Here is a 23,061-nt window from a genome sequence, read left to right on the forward strand (position 1 = left end):
GAAGAGCTGCATGTTTATGAGCACTGATGAGGTTCGCCGCGCGTTTCTCTCGTTCTTTGAAAATAAAGGACACCAAATTGTTGATAGTTCATCATTAGTACCGACTAATGATCCAACTCTGTTATTCACAAATGCAGGGATGAACCAATTTAAAGATTGTTTTCTAGGTTTAGAAAAACGTGCCTATACGCGTGCCACAACTGCACAGCGTTGCGTGCGAGCCGGTGGTAAACATAACGATTTAGAAAACGTTGGTTTCACTGCTCGTCACCATACATTCTTTGAAATGTTGGGTAACTTCAGCTTTGGTGATTATTTCAAAGATGATGCGATTGCATACGCGTGGGAGTTTTTGACTGAAACACTAAAATTGCCAGCCGAGCGTCTACTTGTCACCGTATATGAAACCGATGATGAAGCCTTTGATATTTGGAATAAGAAAGTAGGTGTACCTGCTGAGCGTATCATTCGTATCGGCGACAAAAAGGGTGGTAAAGCTTACGAGTCAGATAACTTCTGGCAAATGGGTGACACAGGTCCTTGTGGCCCTTGTACTGAAATTTTTTACGATCATGGTGATCATATCTGGGGCGGTCCTCCGGGGTCTCCTGAAGAAGACGGTGATCGTTTTATCGAGATTTGGAACAACGTATTCATGCAATTCAACCGTCATGCCGATGGCACGATGGAGCCTTTGCCTAAACCATCAGTGGATACCGGAATGGGTATTGAGCGTATTTCTGCCATCATGCAGGGCGTTCATTCAAACTATGAAATCGATGTATTCCAAACTCTGATTAAAGCTGCCGCGGAAGTAACGGGTTATGAGGATCTTTCTAACCAATCTTTGCGCGTTGTTGCTGATCATATTCGTTCGTGTGCTTTTTTGATTGTTGATGGTGTTATGCCATCCAATGAAGGCCGTGGATATGTGCTTCGTCGTATCATTCGCCGTGCTGTCCGTCATGGAAATAAACTGGGTGCCCAAGGTGCATTTTTCCACAAACTGGTGGGGCCTTTAGCTGAAGTGATGGGAACCGCTGGTGAAGAGCTTAAGAAGCAGCAAGCGCTCGTTGAAAAAGTATTGCGTATTGAAGAAGAAAACTTTGGTCGCACGCTTGAGCGTGGTATGGCGATTCTAAACGATGCTCTGGATAGTTTAGATGGCAAAGTTCTCGACGGTGAAACTGTATTCAAACTATATGATACCTACGGTTTCCCAGCTGATTTAACTAATGATGTTGCACGTGAACGTGGTCTGTCTATTGATGAAGAAGGCTTTGAAAAAGCGATGGACGCACAGCGCCAACGTGCACGAGAAGCAGGTCAATTCGGCACCGATTACAACACATTAATTAAAGTCGATACGCATACTGATTTTTGTGGCTACAGCTCAACAAAAGGTGAAAGCCACGTTGAAGCTATTTTTGTTGAAGGTACGCAAGTTGACTCACTTTCTGCCGGAGATAAAGCAATTATCGTATTGGCTGAAACGCCGTTTTATGCCGAATCTGGTGGTCAGTGTGGTGATGCCGGTGTTATCAAAACGGATTCCGGTCTGTTTAAAGTTGAAGATACACAAAAATTAGGTAGTGCTATTGCTCACCACGGTGAATTAGTGGAAGGCGTGTTGGCAAGCGGTGATAGCGTAGAAGCGTTAGTCGATGAAAAACGCCGTGCAGCCATTTCACTGAACCACTCAGCCACTCACTTATTACATGCTGCGCTTCGCCAAGTATTGGGTTCACATGTAGCACAGAAAGGGTCGTTGGTTAAAGCTGAAAACTTGCGTTTCGACTTTTCACACCTAGAAGCGGTAACACCAGCTGAACTAAAAGAAGTTGAACGCCTGGTGAATGCTCAAATTCGACGTAACCATACGATTGAAACTAATATCATGGATATTGAATCAGCGAAAGAAAAAGGCGCAATGGCACTTTTCGGTGAGAAATATGATGATGAAGTACGCGTGTTGTCGATGGGTGAATTCTCAACTGAGCTTTGCGGTGGTATTCACGCCAATAGCACTGGTGATATCGGCCTATTTAAGATTGTTTCAGAAGGTGGTATTGCAGCCGGAATTCGACGTATTGAGGCAGTAACTGGTGAAGGTGCTCTTGATTTACTGGATCATCAGCATGCTCAATATGAAGCGAAAATGGCTGACATGGCACTCAAGGCCAAGTCGCTTGAAAAAGAATTGCAGCAGATGAAAGATAAACTTGCTGCAAAAGAAAGCGCAAATCTCATTAGTAATGTCAAAGAGATTGCTGGAGTGAAAGTTTTAGTTGCTCAACTTGATGGCGCAGACAACAAAGCGTTGCGTGGGATGGTTGATGAACTGAAGAATCAGTTGGGTAGCGGCATCATCATGCTTGGTAACGTAGCAGATGATAAAGTTGGCCTAATTGCTGGTGTGACAAAAGATCTTACCGCTAAAGTGAAGGCTGGCGAGCTAGTTAATATGGTTGCTTTGCAGGTTGGCGGTAAAGGTGGCGGTCGCCCGGATATGGCTCAAGCTGGTGGTAGTGACGCAAAAGCGTTACCTAAAGCACTTGAGTCAGTAGACGTTTGGATCGCTGAGCGCCTATAACCCATGTAATTAATCTCGCTCAATTGATATTTTTTGATTGGGCGTAATTTTATTTGTCTAACCAAGTGGTTTAATTGGCTTAAAATCATACAAAGCCAATTATCTGCTTGGTTTTATTTTTGTAACTACTAAATCGATAGTCAACTGGTTTATTAGCTATTGGTTTGGTCCGAATGAGACTTTGGTCTTGGGAAGGTGAAGATCGGTGAAAAAGCCCCTTATCGTGCAAAAGTTTGGCGGAACCTCGGTAGGTTCAATTGAAAGAATTCATACCGTCGCTGAACACATCATTAAGGCGAAGAATGATGGTAATCAAGTTGTTGTCGTGGTTTCTGCTATGTCTGGAGAGACAAATCGATTACTGGGCCTAGCCCAACAAGTCGACAGTGTACCAACGGCAAGAGAACTTGATGTTTTGCTCTCTGCTGGTGAGCAAGTGTCTATGGCACTTTTAGCAATGACGTTGAATAAATTAGGTCATGCTGCGCGCTCACTAACCGGAGCTCAAGCGAATATTGTGACAGACAATCAGCACAATGACGCAACGATTAAAACTATTGATACTCGAACGATTACTGAGTTACTAGCACAAGAGCAAATTGTTGTCGTTGCCGGTTTTCAGGGTATGAATGAGAATGGGGATATCACCACTTTAGGACGTGGAGGCTCTGATACTAGTGCTGTGACACTGGCAGGAGCTCTCAAAGCCGATGAGTGCCAAATATTTACCGATGTCGATGGAGTTTACACATGTGATCCACGTGTCGTTCCAACGGCTCAGAAGTTAGATATTGTCGATTTTCCATCAATGGAAGAAATGGCGCGTAAGGGTGCAAAAGTATTGCATTTACCTTGTGTTCAATATGCTTGGGAAAATGAAGTACCGCTGCGAGTTCTTTCTACATTTGATTTAAATTCAGGTAGTCTAATTAAAGGGCAGCAGTGTAATAAAGCCGTTTGCGGTATTGCGATACAGCGAGAGATGGCATTAATTACCGTTCAGCCGGAGCACTTTTCAAGTCTAACTAAGCAATGTCAAATGCTGGGTATTGAAGTGTGGAGTGTGATCGAGGAAACAGAATGGACAGGTGTCATTATAAAACAGGATGCCTGCGCTAAATTAGCTCTGGTTTTCGATGACAAAATCCGTAATAGTGAGCAGGTTAGTTTATTAACCACGGTAGGTTTACTAGCTCAGGATCTGGTTGAACGTTCATGTGAGCTATTGGCAGATCACGGCGTTGAGGTGAGTTATCTTTCAGTAGATAAGCAATCTTTAATGTTGGTTGTAGAGCCACAATATGTAAATAAAGCGGCAAATATTCTGCACGATGCCTATATAACGTCGGACGAACTATTAGACTTTCACCCGAAACAAGCATTTTTAGGGTGATCAGACACCAATGAGAGTTTACGAAAATATAACTTTTGGTGGATAATAGCCTAGTTGCAAGATAATACAGAGATTACTCAAGGAGCAAAGAATGCTAATTTTGACTCGCCGCGTTGGCGAAACACTAATGATCGGTGATGAAGTGACAGTAACGGTACTTGGTGTAAAAGGTAACCAAGTACGCATAGGTGTAAATGCCCCGAAAGAGGTTTCTGTTCACCGTGAAGAAATCTACATGCGCATTCAAGCTGAAAAAGGTAATGGTAACGTTGCACCTGGCAACTACTAATTATCAGATTAAGGCTAGCGAATTTCGTTAGCCTTTTTTATGCACCAAAGTCCTTAATATGGCGAGTAGCAATCGTAGTAAATGATTGGATATCCTAGCTTGTTAAAACACTTGATAACGGTGTTAGATTTTTGATTGTAGAATAACTACTTATCGAAAAAATCTGCCTTGTTCTCAAGCTTTTTTGTACGCTATTTCTGAGCACTTATTTACGTTGATTGATATAAAAAGTTCAAATTCACAGCGCTTTGATTAAATAGCCAACGTTTGACTTGTTTTTTGTTGTTTTTACCAAGAAAATGTTTGACATATTTTTGGTAAAAAGTAATATGTGCCTCCGCAAGACGGTGAGGTGGCCGAGAGGCCGAAGGCGCTCCCCTGCTAAGGGAGTATACGGTTTGTAGCCGTATCGAGGGTTCGAATCCCTCCCTCACCGCCATTCTTGCTTGTTTGGTGTTGCACCCAAATAAAGATCAATGTGCGTCCTTAGCTCAGCTGGATAGAGTACCTGGCTACGAACCAGGCGGTCGGAGGTTCGAATCCTCCAGGACGCGCCATATTCTTTCTTTAGATTGAATGTGAAAATGCGGTGAGGTGGCCGAGAGGCCGAAGGCGCTCCCCTGCTAAGGGAGTATACGGTTTGTAGCCGTATCGAGGGTTCGAATCCCTCCCTCACCGCCATTTATTGACCTTCGGTCATTTTTTTTGTTCCGAAATAAATAATTTGTGATATAGTTCACAAACTTGCGCGTCCTTAGCTCAGCTGGATAGAGTACCTGGCTACGAACCAGGCGGTCGGAGGTTCGAATCCTCCAGGACGCGCCACTTATTAAGGGTCAATGATCCTAACATTGAAGATTATTTATAATTATTCAGTGTTGAAACCTTGCGCGTCCTTAGCTCAGCTGGATAGAGTACCTGGCTACGAACCAGGCGGTCGGAGGTTCGAATCCTCCAGGACGCGCCACTTATTAAGGGTCAATGATCCTAACATTGAAGATTATTTATAATTATTCAGTGTTGAAACCTTGCGCGTCCTTAGCTCAGCTGGATAGAGTACCTGGCTACGAACCAGGCGGTCGGAGGTTCGAATCCTCCAGGACGCGCCACTTTAAGGGTCAATGATCCTAACATTGAAGGTTATTTATAATTATTCAGTGTTGAAACCTTGTGCGTCCTTAGCTCAGCTGGATAGAGTACCTGGCTACGAACCAGGCGGTCGGAGGTTCGAATCCTCCAGGACGCGCCACTTTTAAGGGTCAATGATCCTAACATTGAAGGTTATTTATAATTGTTCAGTGTTGAAACCTTGCGCGTCCTTAGCTCAGCTGGATAGAGTACCTGGCTACGAACCAGGCGGTCGGAGGTTCGAATCCTCCAGGACGCGCCATCAATTGAAAGCCTCGCATCATGCGGGGCTTTTTTGTTTAAAAATTGTTGCTATTTTGTTAATTTGGTTTTTACAACTGATTGTTTTTCCTGATTAATTGGCAATGTTTTAACTTCCTCCCAGTATTAGCCCCCTTTTTTGATTAACGTAGCCATATTGGTTAGTTAAATGCTTGCCAAAATGCGAATAATTTAGAGTTTTGTTGTTTGTGTGACGCTTTATTCACCGTTTTTGTGTGTTATCTACAAGAGTTCCTTAAACAAAATTGACAATTATTAACCAATCGAGATAATCCTAGTCCGCTTGTCAGGATCGTATTTGCTGAAATCCTCGACAATTGTTGTCAGGATGACACAGAAAGGAAGCAACATGACTAATATTGGAAGCCTGTTAGTTGACGCAGCAACCCTTATGGTGACGGGGATGGCTGTTGTCTTTATTTTCCTAACAATTCTTGTTTATCTCGTTCGGTTAATGTCCAAACTGGTACCAGAAGAAGTACCACAGCCGATCGCAGCACCTACTCAGAACCGAAAGGTTCAATCAAACCCTTCAGCTGTTAGCCCTCAGGTAGTAGCGGCGATTTCCGCTGCGGTACATCAGTATCGTTCAGCTTCAGCCAAATAGTTTTTAAAGTATTAAAAGGAGTTAATGAGCATGTCTAAACCACTAGCGATTACCGATGTGGTCCTTCGTGATGCGCATCAGTCACTATTTGCCACTCGTATGCGTATCGAAGATATGCTGCCTATTGCGGCAGAGCTGGATAAAATTGGTTACTGGTCTTTAGAGACTTGGGGGGGCGCAACATTTGATGCTTGTATTCGTTATCTTGGGGAGGACCCATGGGAGCGTTTGCGAGCACTGAAAAAAGCGATGCCAAATACACCCATGCAAATGCTATTGCGCGGACAAAACCTGCTAGGTTACCGCCACTATGCAGATGATGTTGTCGAGAAATTTGTTGAACGTGCTCATGCCAATGGTATGGACGTATTTCGTATTTTTGATGCGATGAATGATGTTCGTAACTTCGAGAAAGCGGTCAAGGCAACCATCGATGTTGGTGCTCATGCGCAAGGAACCTTATCCTACACGACGAGCCCTGTTCACAATGCTGATACTTGGGTTGATCTCGCTAAGCGTTTGGAAGACCTTGGTTGCCATTCTTTGTGTATCAAAGATATGTCTGGCTTGCTTAAGCCTTATGAAGCAGAAGAACTCATTACTCGAATTAAAGCCTCTTGTCATGTGCCATTAGCGTTGCACAGCCATGCGACAACTGGCCTGTCTGCGGCTACGGCTGTCAAAGCTGTTGAAGCGGGTATTGATATTCTCGACACCGCTATCTCTTCAATGAGCCAAACCTATGGTCATACCCCAACAGAAACCGTGATAGCGATGCTAGAGGGTACTGAGCGTGATACCGGCCTTAGCTTGACTCAACTTGAACCGATCGCAACTTATTTCCGCGAAGTACGTAAAAAATACGCAAAGTGGGAAGGTCAATTAAAGGGTGTCGACTCACGTATCCTTATCGCTCAGGTTCCTGGTGGTATGTTAACCAACATGGAAGGTCAACTTAAAGAGCAAGGAGCTGCTGATCGCCTTGATGAGGTGTTGGAAGAAATTCCACGCGTACGTAAAGATTTAGGATTTATCCCATTGGTTACACCGACTTCTCAAATTGTCGGTACTCAAGCGGTTATCAACGTGCTCACTGGCGAGCGTTATAAAAGTATCACTAAAGAAACAGCAGGTGTGCTAAAGGGTGAATATGGCGCAACGCCAGCAGAAGTAAATAAAGCGCTGCAAGAAAAAGTGCTTGGTAACCTTGCACCTATCACTTGTCGTCCTGCTGACTTACTTGATGCTGAAATGGATCTATTAACCACAGAACTTCTAGAAAAAGCGAAAGTGGAAGGTATCTCTTTAGCTGAAGATACAGTGGATGATGTGCTGACTTATGCCCTGTTTCCTCAAGTGGGCCTGAAGTTCCTGAAAAATCGTCATAACCCAGATGCTTTTGAACCTGCGCCAACATTAGAGTCTGCTCAACCAGCACCGGTTGCGGCTGTTACTGCTTGTGGTGGTATTGAATCCTACAGCGTGAAAGTGGATGGACAAGTCTACGATGTTGAAGTCGGTCCTCAAGGCCAGTTAACTTCAGTGACGCCTTCTCAAAACCAGCAGCCGCAAACAGCACCAGCCGCTACACCTTCTAGTGATGCCGAAGCCGTACCTTCTCCATTAGCGGGTAATATTTTCAAGGTTAATGTGCAGGCGGGCTCTGAAGTGCTTGAAGGAGATGTATTGGTTATTCTTGAAGCGATGAAGATGGAAACTGAAATTCGCGCTGCTCGTGGTGGTGTGGTGCAGGATCTTCATGTTAAAGAAGGCGATGCAGTCACTGTTGGCGCACCACTACTAAGCTTAGCGTAAGGGAGTACCATGGAAGGACTACTGATCTTATGGTCTGAAACGGGCATTGCTAACTTTCAGTTAGGCCAGTTGTGCATGATTGCCGTCGGTTGTTTGCTGTTGTTTTTGGCTATCCGCAAGGGGTTTGAGCCTTTGTTACTGTTGCCGATTGGTTTTGGTGCAATATTAGCGAATATTCCTAATGCGGGCTTTACCGAGCCGGGTGGGTTGCTTTATTACGTTTATCACGTAGGTATTGAGACCGGGGTCTTCCCGTTACTCATATTTATGGGAGTAGGCGCAATGACAGACTTCGGAGCATTAATTGCTAACCCGAAAACCTTATGGTTAGGGGCGGCAGCTCAGTTTGGTATCTTTGCTACCTTGTTTGGGGCGATCATGCTGAACTACATTCCGGGGATGGAATTTAGCATGGCAGACGCCTCCTCCATTGCTATTATCGGTGGGGCAGATGGTCCAACGGCTATCTTCTTGGCCAGTCGATTGTCCCCCGATCTATTAGGTGCCATTGCGGTTGCTGCATATAGCTACATGGCGTTAGTGCCGATTATTCAGCCACCAATAATGAAAGCTTTGACGACGCCAGAAGAGCGTAAAATTAAGATGGCTCAGCTTCGTCATGTTGGAAAGGCAGAGAAAATTCTCTTTCCGATGGCCGTACTAATGATGACAGTTCTCTTTTTGCCTTCTGCGACACCTTTGGTGGGGATGTTCTGTTTGGGTAACTTGATGCGTGAGGCGGGCGTAGTTGATCGCCTTTCTAAAACCGCGCAAAACGAGTTGATCAACATTGTAACGATCTTCCTAGGGCTTGGTGTTGGCTCCAAATTGCAAGCGGATAAATTTCTTAACCTAGAGACATTAGGAATTTTGGCACTCGGTGCGGCGGCATTCAGTATTGGTACTGCAGGCGGTGTATTGATGGCTAAACTATTGAATCGATACTCTAAAGAGGATATTAACCCATTAATTGGCGCGGCTGGGGTATCGGCTGTGCCAATGGCCGCTCGAGTCGTCAATAAAGTTGGTCTTGAAGCTAATCCTCAAAACTTCCTACTAATGCATGCAATGGGACCAAACGTAGCAGGAGTGCTTGGTTCGGCAGTCGCTGCGGGCGTTTTGCTTGCTCTTGTGGGGTAATTATTGAAAGTGTGGATGGTTATTTTGCGAGCTAAAAAGTAACCAGAAACAATAAAATGGTATATATTCAAAGGGATGCTGAGGCATCCCTTTTTTTATCAATAGGGAAGTTTGAAATGAAAAATAAACAGATCGCAATTACTGAGTTTGGTGGACCTGATGTTCTCGCTATTCAGACCAATGACCTGCCTCACCCCAAAGCCGGAGAAGTTCTGGTTAAAGTTGCCTTTTCAGGTGTCAATCCTATTGATGTTAAAACTCGGGCGGGCCTCGGTTGGGCTGCCGCACAAAATAAAGATAATCTGCCTTGGGTTCCTGGGTATGATATTGCTGGTTGCATAATCCAAGTAGGTGAGCAAAGCCAACGCTTTCAAGTTGGGGATAATGTTGCAGGCTTTGTTGGTTTTCCACTCTGTGGTGGTGGTTATAGCCAATATATTTGTGTAGCGGAAAGCGAGCTGAGTTTAGTACCTGACGCTGTTACTTTAGAGGCCGCAGCGGTGTTGCCGTTAGCTGGGCAGACTGCGGCGCAAGCCTTAAATAAAGCTCAAGTTAAAGAAGGCGATAGGGTGCTTATCTTAGCCGGTGCTGGTGGGGTTGGTCACCTCGCGGTACAAATTGCATTAGCTGCAAAAGCGGAAGTTTATACTACTTGCAGCGAGTCTAATCTTGATTATTTGGCGACATTAGGTGCCCATGCTATCAATTATAATTTTGCACCAGTTTCTCAGCGTTTAGAAGAAGTGGATGTATTGATTGATTTAGTCGGCGGTGATGCCGCTTTGGATGCACTGAAGTGCTTAAAAGATGAAGCGCGTGTGGTTACGGTGCCGACTTTAAGCGCCGAGTTGATTTGTGAAAAAGCCAAATTATTGGGTTTTGAAGCAACTGGAATGCTCGTTGACCCTAATCCAGAGCAGCTAGACACTATGCTATATATGGTTAGTGTTGGCCTACTCAAAACTGAAATTCAACATATTTATCCACTAGATGAGGCGGTGGCGGCTCATCAACAAATCGAGACTGGTCATACACGAGGCAAGGTGCTACTTGATATGCAATGCTAGAGTTTTTTAACTCATGGTTTGAACAGATTGCTCTATGGTTTTCTGACTCAGCGCTTTGGGTCATGTTCATTGGTGGCTTTTTAAGTGCCACGTTATTGCCCGGTGGTTCTGAGGCTGGCCTTATTGCAACGCTAAGCCTCAATCAATTCTCTCCTTTTGTGGTTATTTCTGTGGCGACATTGGGAAATACCTTAGGCGGTTTAACCAATTATTGGCTTGGATTTTGGCTACCCAATCGAACTGATAGCGAGAAACATGGTCATAAAGCTTTGGCTTGGCTGAATAAGCACGGTTATTGGGCTTTATTACTCAGTTGGTTACCGATTATTGGTGACCCTATTTGTCTTGCTGCCGGCTGGTTACGAATGCGATTTTTCCCCACACTGATGATGATTTTGATTGGTAAGGCTCTTCGTTATACCCTGCTGACCGCAATTTATTATGGTTTTTTCTAAGGAGATGTTATGAGAAAAATTTGGCTGGGTGCCTTTTCTCTTATCGCCGTTTATGGCTGTACTTCCACGACTGCACCCGTATCTTTTTTTTCATCAATACCTGAAGGGGTTACTTTGGTTGAGCAAGTCGATGCGCAACCTGGAAAGGTGATGATCCCTTACTCAAAATATCGTCTCGATAATGGCTTAACAGTGGTGCTCTCACCAGATCATTCCGATCCTTTAGTGCATGTCGATGTGACTTATCACGTGGGTTCTGCCCGTGAAGAAGTCGGTAAGTCGGGTTTTGCGCACTTCTTTGAGCACATGATGTTCCAAGGATCAGAGCATGTCGGTGACCAAGAACATTTCCGAATTATCACTGAAGCTGGAGGAACCTTAAACGGCTCAACCAACCGTGACCGAACGAATTACTATGAAACTGTGCCTGCCAATCAACTTGAGAAAATGTTGTGGTTAGAGTCCGATCGAATGGGTTTTTTGCTTGATGCAGTTTCGCAGCGTAAGTTTGAAATTCAGCGCGATACGGTAAAAAATGAACGAGCGCAGAATTATGACAACCGTCCTTATGGGTTGATGTGGGAAAAAATCGGTGAGGCAATGTACCCTGAAGGTCATCCATATTCATGGCAGACCATAGGTTATGTCGAGGATCTTGATCGAGTCGATGTTAATGATCTTAAAGCCTTTTTCCTTCGTTGGTATGGGCCAAATAACGCGGTGTTAACCATCGGTGGCGATATCGATGTTGAGCAAACATTAGCGTGGATAAATAAATACTTTGGTTCAATTCCAAAGGGGCCAGATGTAGAAAATGCGCCTAAACAACCGGTAACTTTGTCGCAAGATCGTTTCATTACTTTAGAAGATCGCATTCAGCAACCGATGGTTGTTGTTGGTTGGCCGACCGAGTATCGCGGCTCTTCCAGCCAGCCTTCATTAGATGCATTGGCGAAAGTATTGGGCAGTGGTACCAATAGTGTTCTTTACCAAGATCTAGTGAAGAGCCAAAAAGCGGTGGATGCCGGAGCATTCCAAGAGTGCGCCGAATTGGCGTGTACATTTTATGTTTATGCGATGGCTCCATCGGGTGATAAAGCTCAACTCGCTCCTTTATATCAAGAGTTGATGCAAAGCCTCGACAAATTTAATCAGCAAGGTGTTGAGCAAAGCCGTTTAGATCAAATAACCGGTATGGCGGAAGCCAATGCGGTGTTTGCACTGCAAAGTGTCGCTGGTAAAGTGACGCAATTGGCTTCCAATGAAACTTTCTATGGGCAGCCCGACCGCATTGAAGAGCAACTTGCCCAGCTCCACGCAGTATCACCACAATCTGTGCAAGCGGCTTATCAGAATTTCCTAGCCAGTAAAGCCAAAGTAACCTTGAGTGTTGTGCCTAAAAATCGCATTGATTTAGCGGTTCAAAAAGCGAATTTTACGACACCGAATAGAACCTTGCCTGAGCATCTGAAAATCAGTGATGACCAACTTGATTATCGTCAGGTTGAGGATGACTTTGATCGTTCAATCATGCCGCAAGTGGCGCAAGGCGTGAAAGCACAAATGCCACCGTTGTATGAGCTCTATTTTGACAATGGCACCGAGTTACTTGGAACGGAGACTAGTGAAACACCAACGGTGTTGATTGCTATCAACTTACCGGCAGGTGAGCGACATGTTGCTCGTGGCAAAGAGGGATTAGCTAATTTAACCGCAGCACTATTAGAAGAAGGGTCAACTAAGCGGTCGGTGGAAACCATTCAAGCTCAGTTAGATCAACTTGGTTCAACCATCAGTGTTAATGCGAATGAATATTCAACGAGTATCGTGATTTCGAGCTTGAAGAAAAACGTACCTGCGACATTGGATGTGGTTGAAGAAGTATTATTCCATCCGGCTTTTAAAGAGAGTGATTTTGAACGTCTAAAGAAACAGATGCTTGAAGGTTTGGTTTATCAACATCAAAAACCAAGTTGGTTGGCGTCACAAGCCACTCGCCAAGTGCTATTTGGTCAATCGATTTTTGCGCGCTCAAGTGAAGGTACGCAGCAGTCTTTATCTGACCTGACATTGGCGGATGTTAAACGCTTTTACGCAAAGCATTACACACCACATGGTGCGCAGATTGTTGTTGTGGGTGATATCACCAAGCAAGAAGTGGCTAATGAACTTGTCTTTTTTAAACAATGGCGTGGTGAGGCGTCACCATTACTTCGACCTCAGATCGTCACTCCACTTGAAACACAAAAAATCTATTTAGTGGATAAGCCCGATTCTCCGCAAAGCGTGGTTCGTTTTGTTCGTAAAGGTTTACCTTTTGATGCAACGGATGAGTTATTTCTTAGTCAACTTGCTAACTTTAATTTAGCGGGTAACTTCAATAGCAGAATTAATCAGAACCTGCGTGAAGATAAAGGCTATACCTATGGCGCTAGCGGCTATTTTGCCAGTAACCGTGAGGTGGGTTTAATCGTGTTTAATGCTCAGGTGAGAGCGAATGCAACCATTGCGTCGATTATTGAAATGCAAAAAGAGATGCAAAAATTCAGTCAAAGTGGATTAACTGATCAAGAAATGAAATTTATGCGCCTTGCGGTCGGTCAACAAGATGCACTAACTTATGAAACACCAGCCCAAAAAGCACAACTGTTGAGCAGTATACTGACCTACAGTTTAGATGATGACTATTTACAACAGCGTAACGAGTTGGTCGAAAGTGTTAAAAAATCAACGCTCAATCAATTAGCAGCGAAATGGTTCTCACCTACGGATTATCAAATAATTGTGGTTGGCGATGCGAAAACGCTAAAGCCTCAATTAGAAAAGTTAGATATTCCCGTGGAAGAGCTTGAAATCATCCGTTAGAGTACACATAAATAGGAGGCAGATTTTTATTTGCCTCCATTCTAATCTCTCCATGAGTTAGAGCCACTTCCATTCGGATCATTACACATATAAGCGAATCATTATTTTGACTAATTTTGCCGCACGACTTGAACAAGTCACCAAGAACCCTGAAGTGTTTAAGCAGTTTGGCCGAGGCGTTGAACGTGAAACGTTGCGCTACACTCCGGAGGGATCCATCGCTCTGACTCCTCATCCTGAATCTCTCGGTTCTGCATTAACTAACCGTTGGATTACCACAGATTTTGCAGAGTCGTTGCTTGAATTTATTACCCCTGTTTCGAATGATGTTTCGACATTACTGGCCCAACTTTCGGATCTTCACCACTTTACTCAAACTAAGTTAGGTGATGAAAAGCTATGGCCATTGTCGATGCCTTGCTATGTCGGTAGTGAAGAGGATATTCAACTGGCACAATACGGTTCATCTAACTCAGGCAAGATGAAAACCTTGTATCGTGAAGGCTTAAAACGTCGCTACGGTAGCTTGATGCAGATTATTTCAGGGGTACATTTTAATTTCTCTTTTCCAGAGTCATTTTGGGATGCATTGTACGGACAACAAGCTGAATCAGAACGTGAAGCGACGAAATCAGACGCTTATTTTGGTGTTATCCGCAATTACTATCGTTTTGGTTGGTTGATCCCGTATTTCTTCGGTGCTTCACCGGCACTGTGTTCATCATTCATTCGCGATCGTGAAACCAAACTACCCTTTGAAAATATAGGTAAAACCCTATATCTCCCTTATTCGACCTCACTACGTTTGAGTGACCTTGGCTATACCAACAGTGCACAAAGTGGTTTGAAAATTGGTTTTAATAGCCTTGAGCAATATCTAGAAGGTCTTAACCAAGCGATTCGAACACCTTCTAGCGAGTTTGCGAAACTGGGCGTGAAAGTCGGTTCTGAATATCGTCAATTAAACAGCAATGTATTGCAGATTGAAAACGAACTGTATGCGCCTATTCGCCCGAAGCGAGTGGCGAAGAGTGGCGAGAAACCATCGGAAGCGTTAGCACGAGGTGGTGTTGAATATATTGAAGTTCGCTCGTTAGATGTAAATCCATTCAGCCCAATAGGTATTACGGAAGATCAAGTTCGTTTCTTAGATCTTTTCCTTACGTGGACGGCATTATCCGATTCAGATCCTATGGATAATTGTGAGCTTGCCTGCTGGCGAGACAATTGGAATAAAGTCATTTTAGAAGGGCGTAAACCAGGCTTGGAATTACAAATTGGTTGTCGTGGTGAAAAACTGACATTACAAGCATGGGCACATCGCGTGTTTGATGATCTCGTGAAGATCGCAGAGCTGATGGATTCGGCACAGGATGGAACGGCATATCAAGATGTATGTGCTAAGTTGAGAACGTGGATTGATGATCCGTCTTTGACATTTTCAGCGCAACTTCTTGAGCAAACAAAGCAGTTTGGTGGTCTTGGTAAGGTAGGGGCGGCATTAGGCAATGAGTATCGCCAAGCCAACTTAAACCATGACTATCGCATTTATTCTGAAGCGATAATGGAACAAGAAGTTAAAGGGTCGCGTGCAGCGCAGCAAAACGTTGAGCAAAGTGACACTCAAAGCTTTGATGACTTTCTTGAAAGTTACTTTTCATATCTAAAGTAATATGAAAAAAGGACTTGTTTGCGTCGTCGTCGGGAGTGCCACTTTGCTTGCAGGCTGTGCCAGTGCTCCACCTCAGCAGCAACATAATTTGTGCGATATCTTTCGTGAAAAACCGAAATGGTATGAAGATGCGCTCGATATGCAAGAGAAATGGGGAACCCCTATTAATGTTGCGATGGCGATTGTGAAGCAAGAGAGTAGCTTTCGCCATAATGCTCGACCACCTAAAGATTATCTATTAGGTTTTATTCCATGGGGAAGAGTCAGCAGTGCCTACGGTTATGCTCAGGCTCAAGATCCTGCATGGGCGGATTTTCAAAAAGCGACGAATAATGGTGGTTCTCGTACTAATTTTGATGATTCATTGATGTTTATTGGTTGGTATACGACTGAAACTCAACGGACGCTAGGAATTTCTAAGTGGGATCCATACAACCAGTATTTGGCTTATCATGAAGGGCGTGGTGGCTATAAACGTAAGAGTTACCAAGCCAAGCCGTCGCTGATAAAAGTTGCGCGAAAAGTTGAACAGCAAGCAAAAGATTACGGATGGCAGTTGAAACAATGCCGCCAGGAATTAGAAAACAATAGAAGCTGGTTTTTTTAATCAGCAAGGAGAAGGAAATGCCACTACTCGATAGTTTTACCGTTGATCATACACGAATGAATGCACCAGCTGTACGCGTGGCGAAAACCATGCAAACCCCTAAAGGGGATACGATCACCGTGTTTGATCTTCGTTTTACGGCACCGAATAAGGATATTCTTTCAGAGAAGGGTATTCATACTTTAGAGCACCTATACGCAGGTTTCATGCGTGCGCATTTGAATGGTCGTGATGTTGAGATTATCGATATTTCACCGATGGGCTGCCGTACTGGTTTTTACATGAGCTTGATTGGTACGCCAACAGAAGCACAGGTTGCGCAAGCGTGGTTGGCAGCGATGCAAGATGTACTTAAAGTCGAAAGCCAAGACAAAATACCAGAACTCAACGAATATCAATGTGGTACCGCATCAATGCACTCATTGATTGAAGCGAAAGAAATTGCTAACGCAATTATTGCTGCTGGTATTTCAGTGAATAAAAATGATGAGTTAGCATTGCCCGAATCAATGCTAAAAGAACTTAAAGTCGATTAATTTGCTTGGTTTTTTGAGCATGTAAAAAAGGGCTTAGTCGCAGACTAAGCCCTTTTTCTATTGACCACGGATTGCTATCAATAGTTGATGTTATACCAATCGTAGTAAATAACTGTTCATCCTAGCTGGTTAAAATGCTCGATAACTGCGTTAGAATTTTTGATTGTAGAATAACTACTTATCGAAAAATCCTGCCTTGTTCTCAAGCCTTTTTCCTGCGCTATTTCTGATCACTTATTTACTGTGATTGGTATTATTTTTTGGCTTTACGTGGGAATACTTTGACCTGTTTAATGCGGTTTTCTTCGACATCCAATATCTCCATGGCATGACCGGATACTCGGACGCTAAGGTGGCTGCTAGGGATATCTTGTAGGTGTTCCAAGATTAAGCCATTGAGCGTTCTTGGACCATCGGTTGGCAGTTTCCACTTTAAGCCTTTGTTGATATCACGGATATTAGCGCTGCCTTCTATTAAGAAACTGCCATCGCTTTGTGGTGTAATTTCATCGGCAAGGCTCGGTGCCATCGAGGTGGTAAATTCACCAACGATCTCTTCAAGAATATCTTCCAAAGTGATGAGGCCATTAATATCGCCATATTCATCAACAATCAAACCAATGCGCTCTTTATTACGTTGGAACTTAAGGAGCTGAACATTAAGTGGGGTTGATTCTGGAATAAAATAGACTTCATCGGCGGCGCGCAAAATCATTTCTTTCGTAAATTCGTTCTTTTCCATCATGATTCGGGACGCATCGCGCAGGCGTAGGATACCAACAACTTGGTCAATATTGTCACGGTACAATACGACACGTCCATGCGGTGAGTGAGTAAGCTGCCGAATAATCGACTTCCAGTCATCGTTAATGTTAATACCAGTAATTTCATTACGAGGTACCATAATGTCATTGACGGTGACGTGCTCTAAATCAAGGATAGACAGCAGCATATCTTGGTGGCGACGAGGAATAAGCCCACCCGCTTCATTTACCACCGTGCGTAATTCTTCAGAGCTGAGGTGATCATCACCGCCATGTGTTGCTTTGACGCCTAGCAAACGGATAAAGCCATTGGTGATAAAATTTATAAACATCACTAACGGTGAGAGTACTTTCATCAAAATCGTTAGTAGGACGCTGCTGGCATAAGAGACGCGTTCAGGATACAGCGCAGCCAAAGTTTTTGGTGTGACTTCGGCAAAGACCAGTACAACTAATGTTAAAGCACCGGTGGCAATGGCAACTCCTAAGTCGCCATACAAGCGCATACCAATGATAGTCGCAATTGCTGATGCTAAAATGTTAACTAGGTTGTTACCGATAAGGATTAAACCGATAAGGCGATCTGGACGATTAAGGAGCTTTTCTACACGCTTTGCTCCTTTATGGCCTGTATTGGCTAGGTGCTTTAAGCGGTAGCGGTTCAAGGACATCATGCCTGTTTCTGAACCTGAAAAATAACCCGAAATTACGATGAGACCCGCGAGTAGTGCAAACAAGATACCCGTTGAAATGTCGTCCAAAACGTATAGTTTCCTTATTAGAGTGTGTTTAATTAATGACCGAATAGGGTCTTGGTGTCAATTAAGAATTTATACCATCAGTATAAATTCATTAGTTTAAGATTATCTCTCTAACAAAACGGCTGCCAAAATAAGCCAGTGTTAGTAGGGTTGCTCCTGCAACTGCAAACCAGGTAACTTTTCTACCACGCCAGCCTTTATGGTAGTGCCCCCACAGTAAGATTGAGTAAACAATCCAAGCGATGAAAGATAAAATACCTTTGTGAGCTTTACCTTGTGCGAACATATCTTGCACAAAGCCAAATCCGGTAATTAAGGTCCCGGTTAGTAAGACATTACCGATTAAGATGATTTTAAACAGCTGCCGTTCGACCATTAACAGTGGTGGTAAGTTAGGGTTGATGGTCAGCATTTTCTTTTTCTTCAGTTTGTAATCAAGCCAAGCGAGTTGCACTGCATATAGTGCACCGATAGAAAGCGTTGAATAAGAAAATAGAGCCAGTGAAATATGCACCAACAATTTTGGGTTGTGTTCCAAATGTGTGATGAAAGTACTCGGTAAAAATGCAGCCGCACTTAAATTTATGGCAGCAAAGCTATAAATCACTGGCAGTAAAAACCATAAGCGAGTTTTGAGCATAGCAGCGCTCATCACTAAAGAGATGATAAAGCTAATCAATGATGCCACATTCAGCATACTTAAGTTTTGCCCACTGGTATCTAGTATTAAGTCACTTAATAACCATGCATGAAAAGCAAGCGCACATACGGCAGTAAGCAGCACGGTTTTTGTTCTAATACCGGTTTGATTTACCAAACCAGGAACAATGGTCGCGATGGATAAAAAATACAAAATAGCGGCAACTATTGCGATTAAGTTTTCCATACATCTCACAAAATGGTTTCTGAATTAATGAATTATACCTTGCATCACGATAATGGGCTATGACGGATCTTGATTGATTTGTTATATCGCTATCCCATTTTATATTACAGCCTTATGGATATTGCAGTGTGCAGGTTTTCGCCTCTATGGTTTTGCGCTCATTGAAAAGTCAATTTCCACCCCCCAATATTGAATATTAGGTATTCAAGTCACTCATCACGAGACTTCAATGGGTATGACTATTAGATTGGCTAAGGTATACTCACATTCATTAATCGCCGAATTAGCGAAGAGACAAAGATGTTTGAGAATTTAACGGATCGACTATCCAAATCGCTGAAAAACATCAGCGGTAAAGGCCGTCTAACAGAAGACAATATTAAAGAAACGTTGCGCGAAGTACGCATGGCGTTGCTTGAAGCTGACGTTGCACTACCAGTTGTGCGCGATTTCGTGGCGCGCGTTAAAGAAGGTGCGGTTGGTGTTGAAGTATCAAAGTCACTCACACCAGGCCAAGAATTCATAAAGATTGTTCAAGCTGAACTTGAAGCTGTGATGGGAGAATCAAATGAAGCTCTCAACCTAGCGGCTCAGCCACCAGCTGTTATTTTAATGGCGGGTTTACAAGGTGCAGGTAAAACAACCAGCGTTGCGAAGCTCTCTAAATTATTAAAAGAGCGTGATAAGAAGAAAGTACTGGTTGTATCTGCTGACGTTTATCGCCCTGCTGCGATTAAACAGTTAGAAACCTTAGCCTCTGAACTCGGTGTTGATTTCTTCCCTTCATCTGCTGATCAAAAGCCAATTGATATTGCTAATGCCGCTATTGATCATGCTAAGAAACAGTTTTTTGATGTACTGATCGTCGATACCGCAGGTCGCTTGGCGATTGATGAACAGATGATGGGGGAGATCAAAGAGCTTCATGCTGCTATTACCCCAGTAGAAACACTGTTTGTCGTTGACGCCATGACAGGTCAAGATGCTGCCAATACCGCGAAAGCGTTTGGTGATGCTCTACCATTAACCGGTGTGATTCTTACTAAAGTCGATGGTGACGCCCGTGGTGGTGCAGCGCTTTCTGTTCGTCATATCACTGGCAAACCGATTAAATTCTTGGGTGTCGGTGAGAAAACCGATGCACTTGAACCTTTCCACCCTGACCGTATTGCATCACGCATTTTGGGGATGGGGGATGTCCTTTCTCTGATTGAAGATTTGCAGCGCAATGTCGATCATGAAAAAGCAGAGAAGCTTGCGAAGAAATTCAAAGAGAAAAAAGGTTTTGATTTAGAAGACTTTCGTGAACAGCTTGGTCAAATGCAAAACATGGGCGGCATGATGGGTATGCTCGATAAACTTCCTGGCATGGCTAATCTTCCTGCTAATGTAAAAGATAACGTCGATGACAAAGCTTTCAAACAGATGGAAGCAATCATTAACTCAATGACGATGAAAGAGCGCCAACATCCGGACATGATCAAAGGTTCGCGCAAGAAACGGATTGCAGCGGGTTCTGGTACGCAGGTACAAGATGTCAATCGCTTGCTAAAACAGTTCACTCAAATGCAGAAAATGATGAAGAAAATGCAAAAGGGTGGCATGAAAGGCATGATGCGCAACATGCAAGGTATGATGGGCGGAATGGGTGGTATGGGCGGAGGCGGCTTCTTCGGTCGCTAATCTAACTAACTGCTACGCTTAAAATTTCTAAAGCGTGATATGAATCACTGCAAAAGCTAAACGCTTCTGCTGGTGAAAAAATAGCTAAACCCCTTGCAAAGCCTCGGAATAAGAGTAAAATTCCGAGGCTTTATTTTGGCACGAGACCCCAGACTGTTTTTCGTGAATGGTTATTGGGGTTAATTTTATTATTGAGAAAGCAAAGAGGACGACATGGTAATCATTCGTTTGGCACGTCACGGCGCTAAAAAGCGTCCATTTTATCAAATCGTAGTTGCGGATAGCCGTAACGCTGCAACTGGCCGTTTCATCGAGAAAGTAGGTTTCTTTAACCCTACGGCTACTGGTCAAGAAGAAGGTCTACGTGTAGATCTAGAGCGCGTTAACCACTGGGTTAGCCAAGGCGCAGCTGTATCTGATCGCGTAGCTAAGCTAGTAAAAGACGCTCAAAAAGCGGCTTAATTCTTACTTTTATAGAAGAAAATTAGCTTATGTCGATGAAAGGTAAAGAAACAATGAGCAAAGAAAACGAAAAGATTGTTATGGGCAAGTTTGGTGCTACCTATGGCATTCGTGGCTGGCTCAAAGTTTTTTCCTACACAGACGAAGCTGAAAGTATTTTTGATTACAGCCCGTGGTTTATTAACCAAAAAGGGCAGTGGGTCGAGTACAAAGTAGAAAGCTGGAAGCGCCATAACAAGAGTATGGTGGTAAAGCTTGAAGGTTTAGATGTTCGCGAAAACGCACATTTACTCACTAACTTTGAAATTGCTGTTGATCCCGCGTCATTACCTGAATTGTCAGAAGATGAGTTCTACTGGCGTGAATTGTTTGGTATGCAAGTTATTACCACTAAGGGCTATAACCTTGGTGAGGTCACTGACCTATTAGAAACTGGCTCCAACGATGTTTTGGTTGTGAAAGCGAATCTAAAAGATGCTTTTGGCCAAAAGGAACGGTTGATACCGTACCTTGAAGAGCAAGTGATCAAGAAAGTTGATCGCGAAGCTCAACGGATCGAAGTTGACTGGGATCCGGCATTCTAACTCTAAAATTTCAGAGCGAGAGAACACATGTGGGTTGGCGTAATTAGCCTATTTCCTGAAATGTTCCGTTCTGTTACTGATTTTGGAGTAACAGGTCAAGCGGTTAAAAAAGGTTTACTGTCTATTGAGACTTGGAATCCTCGTGATTTCACTCATGACAAGCATCGCACTGTCGATGATAGACCTTACGGTGGTGGTCCTGGAATGCTCATGATGGTTCAGCCTTTGCGCGATGCCATTCATGCAGCAAAACAAGCCGCACCGGGAAAGACGAAAGTCATTTATCTTTCTCCTCAAGGTCGAAAGCTCGACCAACAAGGAGTAGAGGAACTGGCAACTAATCAGAACTTAGTTCTTATTTGTGGCCGTTACGAAGGGATAGATGAGCGTGTCATCCAATCTGAAGTTGACGAAGAATGGTCAATTGGGGATTTTGTTATGACAGGTGGTGAACTGCCAGCCATGACGTTGATTGATTCCGTTTCTCGGTTTGTTCCGGGGGTACTAGGAGATTTCGCGTCCGCAGAAGAAGACTCTTTTGCGAATGGTCTGTTAGATTGTCCACACTACACGCGTCCTGAAGTATTAGATGGAATAGAAGTACCAGCGGTACTGAAATCCGGTAATCATAAGGATATTCGTCGCTGGCGACTTAAGCAGTCGTTGGGCCGAACTTGGCATAGAAGGCCAGAGCTCCTGGAAAACCTAGCTCTGACTGACGAACAGGAACAATTACTGGTTGAGTACATTAAAGAAGCTCAGACTCAGTAACCTATTTAATTTAGTATCAGTTTATTCTAGGAATTTTTAAAATGAGTAACATCATCAAGGCTCTTGAAGAAGAGCAAATGAAGCAAGACCTACCTAAATTCGCACCAGGTGACACTGTTGTGGTTCAAGTTAAGGTAAAAGAAGGTGACCGTGAGCGTCTACAGGCTTTCGAAGGCGTTGTAATCGCAATCCGTAACCGTGGTCTACACTCTGCATTCACTGTTCGTAAGATCTCTAACGGTGAAGGTGTTGAGCGTACGTTCCAAACTCACTCTCCAGTGGTTGATAGCATTGAAGTTAAACGCCGCGGTGCAGTACGTCGTGCCAAACTGTACTACCTACGTGAGCGTTCTGGTAAGTCAGCTCGTATCAAAGAGAAACTTACTAAGAAGTAATGCTATTACTAGCGTTCTCATAGAGAAAACGGAGCCATTTGGCTCCGTTTTTTTATCGGTTTAATTAGTTCAGTACACGTTAAATTTAGATGAAGTGGTCAATATTGATCTTCTGACCAACCATCGCTGTCTGACATGTCAGGGGCGCCGGCAATCGATTTCTCTTCATCAGCCCATTCGCCAAAGTCGATCATCTGACACTGTTTTGAGCAAAAAGGTCGATAGGGGCTCTGTTCCCCCCATTCCACATCAGTTTTACATTGTGGGCATTTAACGATAGTGATTTTCTTGGTCATAACATACTGC

20 protein-coding genes and 8 tRNA genes are annotated in these 23,061 nt (G+C 43.7%); 25 read left to right on the plus strand and 3 right to left on the minus strand.

What is annotated here, in order from left to right:
* Positions 1-10 precede the first annotated feature (10 nt).
* The 20 genes from alaS (at position 11) to luxS (ending at position 16,449) form a co-directional block, all read left to right on the plus strand.
* Entirely contained in the window at positions 11-2,593 is a 2,583-nt protein-coding gene (alaS, locus tag EYW48_RS02940) for an alanine--tRNA ligase (RefSeq protein ID WP_277431844.1), read from the plus strand.
* A 205-nt stretch (positions 2,594-2,798) separates the two neighbouring features.
* Complete coding sequence (locus EYW48_RS02945; RefSeq protein ID WP_053311356.1) at positions 2,799-3,986, plus strand: aspartate kinase; 1,188 nt, start codon at positions 2,799-2,801, stop codon at positions 3,984-3,986.
* A gap of 91 nt (positions 3,987-4,077) precedes the next feature.
* The gene (gene csrA, locus EYW48_RS02950; protein ID WP_009847619.1) at positions 4,078-4,275 is read left to right on the plus strand and encodes a carbon storage regulator CsrA; all 198 of its coding nucleotides are present in this window, start codon (positions 4,078-4,080) and stop codon (positions 4,273-4,275) included.
* Positions 4,276-4,621: 346 nt separating this feature from the next.
* Positions 4,622-4,714, plus strand: a tRNA-Ser gene (locus tag EYW48_RS02955).
* Positions 4,715-4,755: 41 nt separating this feature from the next.
* Positions 4,756-4,832 (plus strand) — tRNA-Arg (locus tag EYW48_RS02960).
* 31 nt (positions 4,833-4,863) lie between these two features.
* Positions 4,864-4,956 (plus strand) — tRNA-Ser (locus tag EYW48_RS02965).
* Between the two features lie 67 nt (positions 4,957-5,023).
* Positions 5,024-5,100, plus strand: a tRNA-Arg gene (locus EYW48_RS02970).
* Positions 5,101-5,165: 65 nt separating this feature from the next.
* Positions 5,166-5,242, plus strand: a tRNA-Arg gene (locus tag EYW48_RS02975).
* Positions 5,243-5,307: 65 nt separating this feature from the next.
* Positions 5,308-5,384 (plus strand) — tRNA-Arg (locus EYW48_RS02980).
* A gap of 63 nt (positions 5,385-5,447) precedes the next feature.
* A tRNA-Arg gene (locus EYW48_RS02985) sits at positions 5,448-5,524 on the plus strand.
* 64 nt (positions 5,525-5,588) lie between these two features.
* Positions 5,589-5,665, plus strand: a tRNA-Arg gene (locus EYW48_RS02990).
* A gap of 369 nt (positions 5,666-6,034) precedes the next feature.
* Positions 6,035-6,292 carry an oxaloacetate decarboxylase subunit gamma gene (locus EYW48_RS02995; protein WP_053311355.1) on the plus strand — a complete coding sequence of 86 codons (258 nt, stop codon included), beginning with the start codon at positions 6,035-6,037 and terminating at the stop codon, positions 6,290-6,292.
* A gap of 30 nt (positions 6,293-6,322) precedes the next feature.
* Positions 6,323-8,107 (plus strand): sodium-extruding oxaloacetate decarboxylase subunit alpha, encoded by a 1,785-nt coding sequence (oadA, locus tag EYW48_RS03000; RefSeq protein WP_274679676.1) that lies wholly within the window; start codon positions 6,323-6,325, stop codon positions 8,105-8,107.
* Positions 8,108-8,116: 9 nt separating this feature from the next.
* Complete coding sequence (locus EYW48_RS03005; protein WP_053311353.1) at positions 8,117-9,247, plus strand: sodium ion-translocating decarboxylase subunit beta; 1,131 nt, start codon at positions 8,117-8,119, stop codon at positions 9,245-9,247.
* A 116-nt stretch (positions 9,248-9,363) separates the two neighbouring features.
* Complete coding sequence (locus tag EYW48_RS03010; RefSeq protein WP_277431845.1) at positions 9,364-10,314, plus strand: NADP-dependent oxidoreductase; 951 nt, start codon at positions 9,364-9,366, stop codon at positions 10,312-10,314.
* Positions 10,308-10,769: a YqaA family protein gene (locus EYW48_RS03015; protein WP_053311351.1), complete on the plus strand. Its 462-nt coding sequence runs from the start codon at positions 10,308-10,310 to the stop codon at positions 10,767-10,769. The genes EYW48_RS03010 and EYW48_RS03015 overlap by 7 nt, the downstream gene beginning before the upstream one ends.
* A 9-nt stretch (positions 10,770-10,778) precedes the next feature.
* Positions 10,779-13,634 carry a pitrilysin family protein gene (locus EYW48_RS03020; protein ID WP_277431846.1) on the plus strand — a complete coding sequence of 952 codons (2,856 nt, stop codon included), beginning with the start codon at positions 10,779-10,781 and terminating at the stop codon, positions 13,632-13,634.
* Positions 13,635-13,740: 106 nt separating this feature from the next.
* Complete coding sequence (gshA, locus tag EYW48_RS03025) at positions 13,741-15,306, plus strand: glutamate--cysteine ligase (protein WP_274671901.1); 1,566 nt, start codon at positions 13,741-13,743, stop codon at positions 15,304-15,306.
* 1 nt (position 15,307) lies between these two features.
* Entirely contained in the window at positions 15,308-15,913 is a 606-nt protein-coding gene (locus EYW48_RS03030) for a hypothetical protein (RefSeq protein ID WP_053311348.1), read from the plus strand.
* A gap of 17 nt (positions 15,914-15,930) precedes the next feature.
* Entirely contained in the window at positions 15,931-16,449 is a 519-nt protein-coding gene (luxS, locus tag EYW48_RS03035) for an S-ribosylhomocysteine lyase (RefSeq protein ID WP_053311347.1), read from the plus strand.
* Between the two features lie 253 nt (positions 16,450-16,702).
* Here luxS and EYW48_RS03040 read toward each other — a convergent pair whose 3' ends face one another.
* Complete coding sequence (locus tag EYW48_RS03040) at positions 16,703-17,974, minus strand: CNNM domain-containing protein (RefSeq protein WP_168523329.1); 1,272 nt, start codon at positions 17,972-17,974, stop codon at positions 16,703-16,705.
* Positions 17,975-18,065: 91 nt separating this feature from the next.
* A complete protein-coding gene (locus tag EYW48_RS03045) occupies positions 18,066-18,860 on the minus strand; it encodes an inner membrane protein YpjD (protein WP_277431847.1) in 795 nt (264 codons plus the stop codon).
* A gap of 300 nt (positions 18,861-19,160) precedes the next feature.
* Here EYW48_RS03045 and ffh point away from each other — a divergent pair, with 300 nt between their 5' ends.
* From ffh to rplS, 5 genes are all read left to right on the plus strand, one after another.
* Entirely contained in the window at positions 19,161-20,543 is a 1,383-nt protein-coding gene (gene ffh, locus EYW48_RS03050) for a signal recognition particle protein (protein WP_053311344.1), read from the plus strand.
* Positions 20,544-20,756: 213 nt separating this feature from the next.
* A complete protein-coding gene (gene rpsP, locus EYW48_RS03055; RefSeq protein ID WP_171979596.1) occupies positions 20,757-21,005 on the plus strand; it encodes a 30S ribosomal protein S16 in 249 nt (82 codons plus the stop codon).
* A 29-nt stretch (positions 21,006-21,034) separates the two neighbouring features.
* Entirely contained in the window at positions 21,035-21,589 is a 555-nt protein-coding gene (gene rimM, locus EYW48_RS03060; protein WP_053311342.1) for a ribosome maturation factor RimM, read from the plus strand.
* Positions 21,590-21,616: 27 nt separating this feature from the next.
* Positions 21,617-22,360 carry a tRNA (guanosine(37)-N1)-methyltransferase TrmD gene (gene trmD, locus EYW48_RS03065; RefSeq protein WP_053311341.1) on the plus strand — a complete coding sequence of 248 codons (744 nt, stop codon included), beginning with the start codon at positions 21,617-21,619 and terminating at the stop codon, positions 22,358-22,360.
* Between the two features lie 41 nt (positions 22,361-22,401).
* A complete protein-coding gene (rplS, locus tag EYW48_RS03070; RefSeq protein WP_053311340.1) occupies positions 22,402-22,755 on the plus strand; it encodes a 50S ribosomal protein L19 in 354 nt (117 codons plus the stop codon).
* Positions 22,756-22,853: 98 nt separating this feature from the next.
* Here rplS and yacG read toward each other — a convergent pair whose 3' ends face one another.
* The gene (gene yacG, locus EYW48_RS03075; protein ID WP_053311339.1) at positions 22,854-23,051 is read right to left on the minus strand and encodes a DNA gyrase inhibitor YacG; all 198 of its coding nucleotides are present in this window, start codon (positions 23,049-23,051) and stop codon (positions 22,854-22,856) included.
* Positions 23,052-23,061: the final 10 nt, after the last annotated feature.

This window comes from Vibrio sp. 1180_3 (assembly GCF_029478545.1).
Lineage (GTDB): Bacteria > Pseudomonadota > Gammaproteobacteria > Enterobacterales > Vibrionaceae > Vibrio > Vibrio aestuarianus.

Coding starts and splice junctions, on each gene's coding strand:
- csrA (WP_009847619.1), top strand. CDS start 4,078: ATGCTAATTTTGACTCGCCGCGTTGGCGAAACACTAATGATCGGTGAT.
- luxS (WP_053311347.1), top strand. CDS start 15,931: ATGCCACTACTCGATAGTTTTACCGTTGATCATACACGAATGAATGCA.
- EYW48_RS03020 (WP_277431846.1), top strand. CDS start 10,779: ATGAGAAAAATTTGGCTGGGTGCCTTTTCTCTTATCGCCGTTTATGGC.
- yacG (WP_053311339.1), bottom strand. CDS start 23,051: ATGACCAAGAAAATCACTATCGTTAAATGCCCACAATGTAAAACTGAT.
- EYW48_RS03015 (WP_053311351.1), top strand. CDS start 10,308: ATGCTAGAGTTTTTTAACTCATGGTTTGAACAGATTGCTCTATGGTTT.
- rplS (WP_053311340.1), top strand. CDS start 22,402: ATGAGTAACATCATCAAGGCTCTTGAAGAAGAGCAAATGAAGCAAGAC.
- trmD (WP_053311341.1), top strand. CDS start 21,617: ATGTGGGTTGGCGTAATTAGCCTATTTCCTGAAATGTTCCGTTCTGTT.
- alaS (WP_277431844.1), top strand. CDS start 11: ATGTTTATGAGCACTGATGAGGTTCGCCGCGCGTTTCTCTCGTTCTTT.
- rpsP (WP_171979596.1), top strand. CDS start 20,757: ATGGTAATCATTCGTTTGGCACGTCACGGCGCTAAAAAGCGTCCATTT.
- EYW48_RS03005 (WP_053311353.1), top strand. CDS start 8,117: ATGGAAGGACTACTGATCTTATGGTCTGAAACGGGCATTGCTAACTTT.
- EYW48_RS03030 (WP_053311348.1), top strand. CDS start 15,308: ATGAAAAAAGGACTTGTTTGCGTCGTCGTCGGGAGTGCCACTTTGCTT.
- rimM (WP_053311342.1), top strand. CDS start 21,035: ATGTCGATGAAAGGTAAAGAAACAATGAGCAAAGAAAACGAAAAGATT.
- ffh (WP_053311344.1), top strand. CDS start 19,161: ATGTTTGAGAATTTAACGGATCGACTATCCAAATCGCTGAAAAACATC.
- EYW48_RS02995 (WP_053311355.1), top strand. CDS start 6,035: ATGACTAATATTGGAAGCCTGTTAGTTGACGCAGCAACCCTTATGGTG.
- EYW48_RS03010 (WP_277431845.1), top strand. CDS start 9,364: ATGAAAAATAAACAGATCGCAATTACTGAGTTTGGTGGACCTGATGTT.
- EYW48_RS03045 (WP_277431847.1), bottom strand. CDS start 18,860: ATGGAAAACTTAATCGCAATAGTTGCCGCTATTTTGTATTTTTTATCC.
- oadA (WP_274679676.1), top strand. CDS start 6,323: ATGTCTAAACCACTAGCGATTACCGATGTGGTCCTTCGTGATGCGCAT.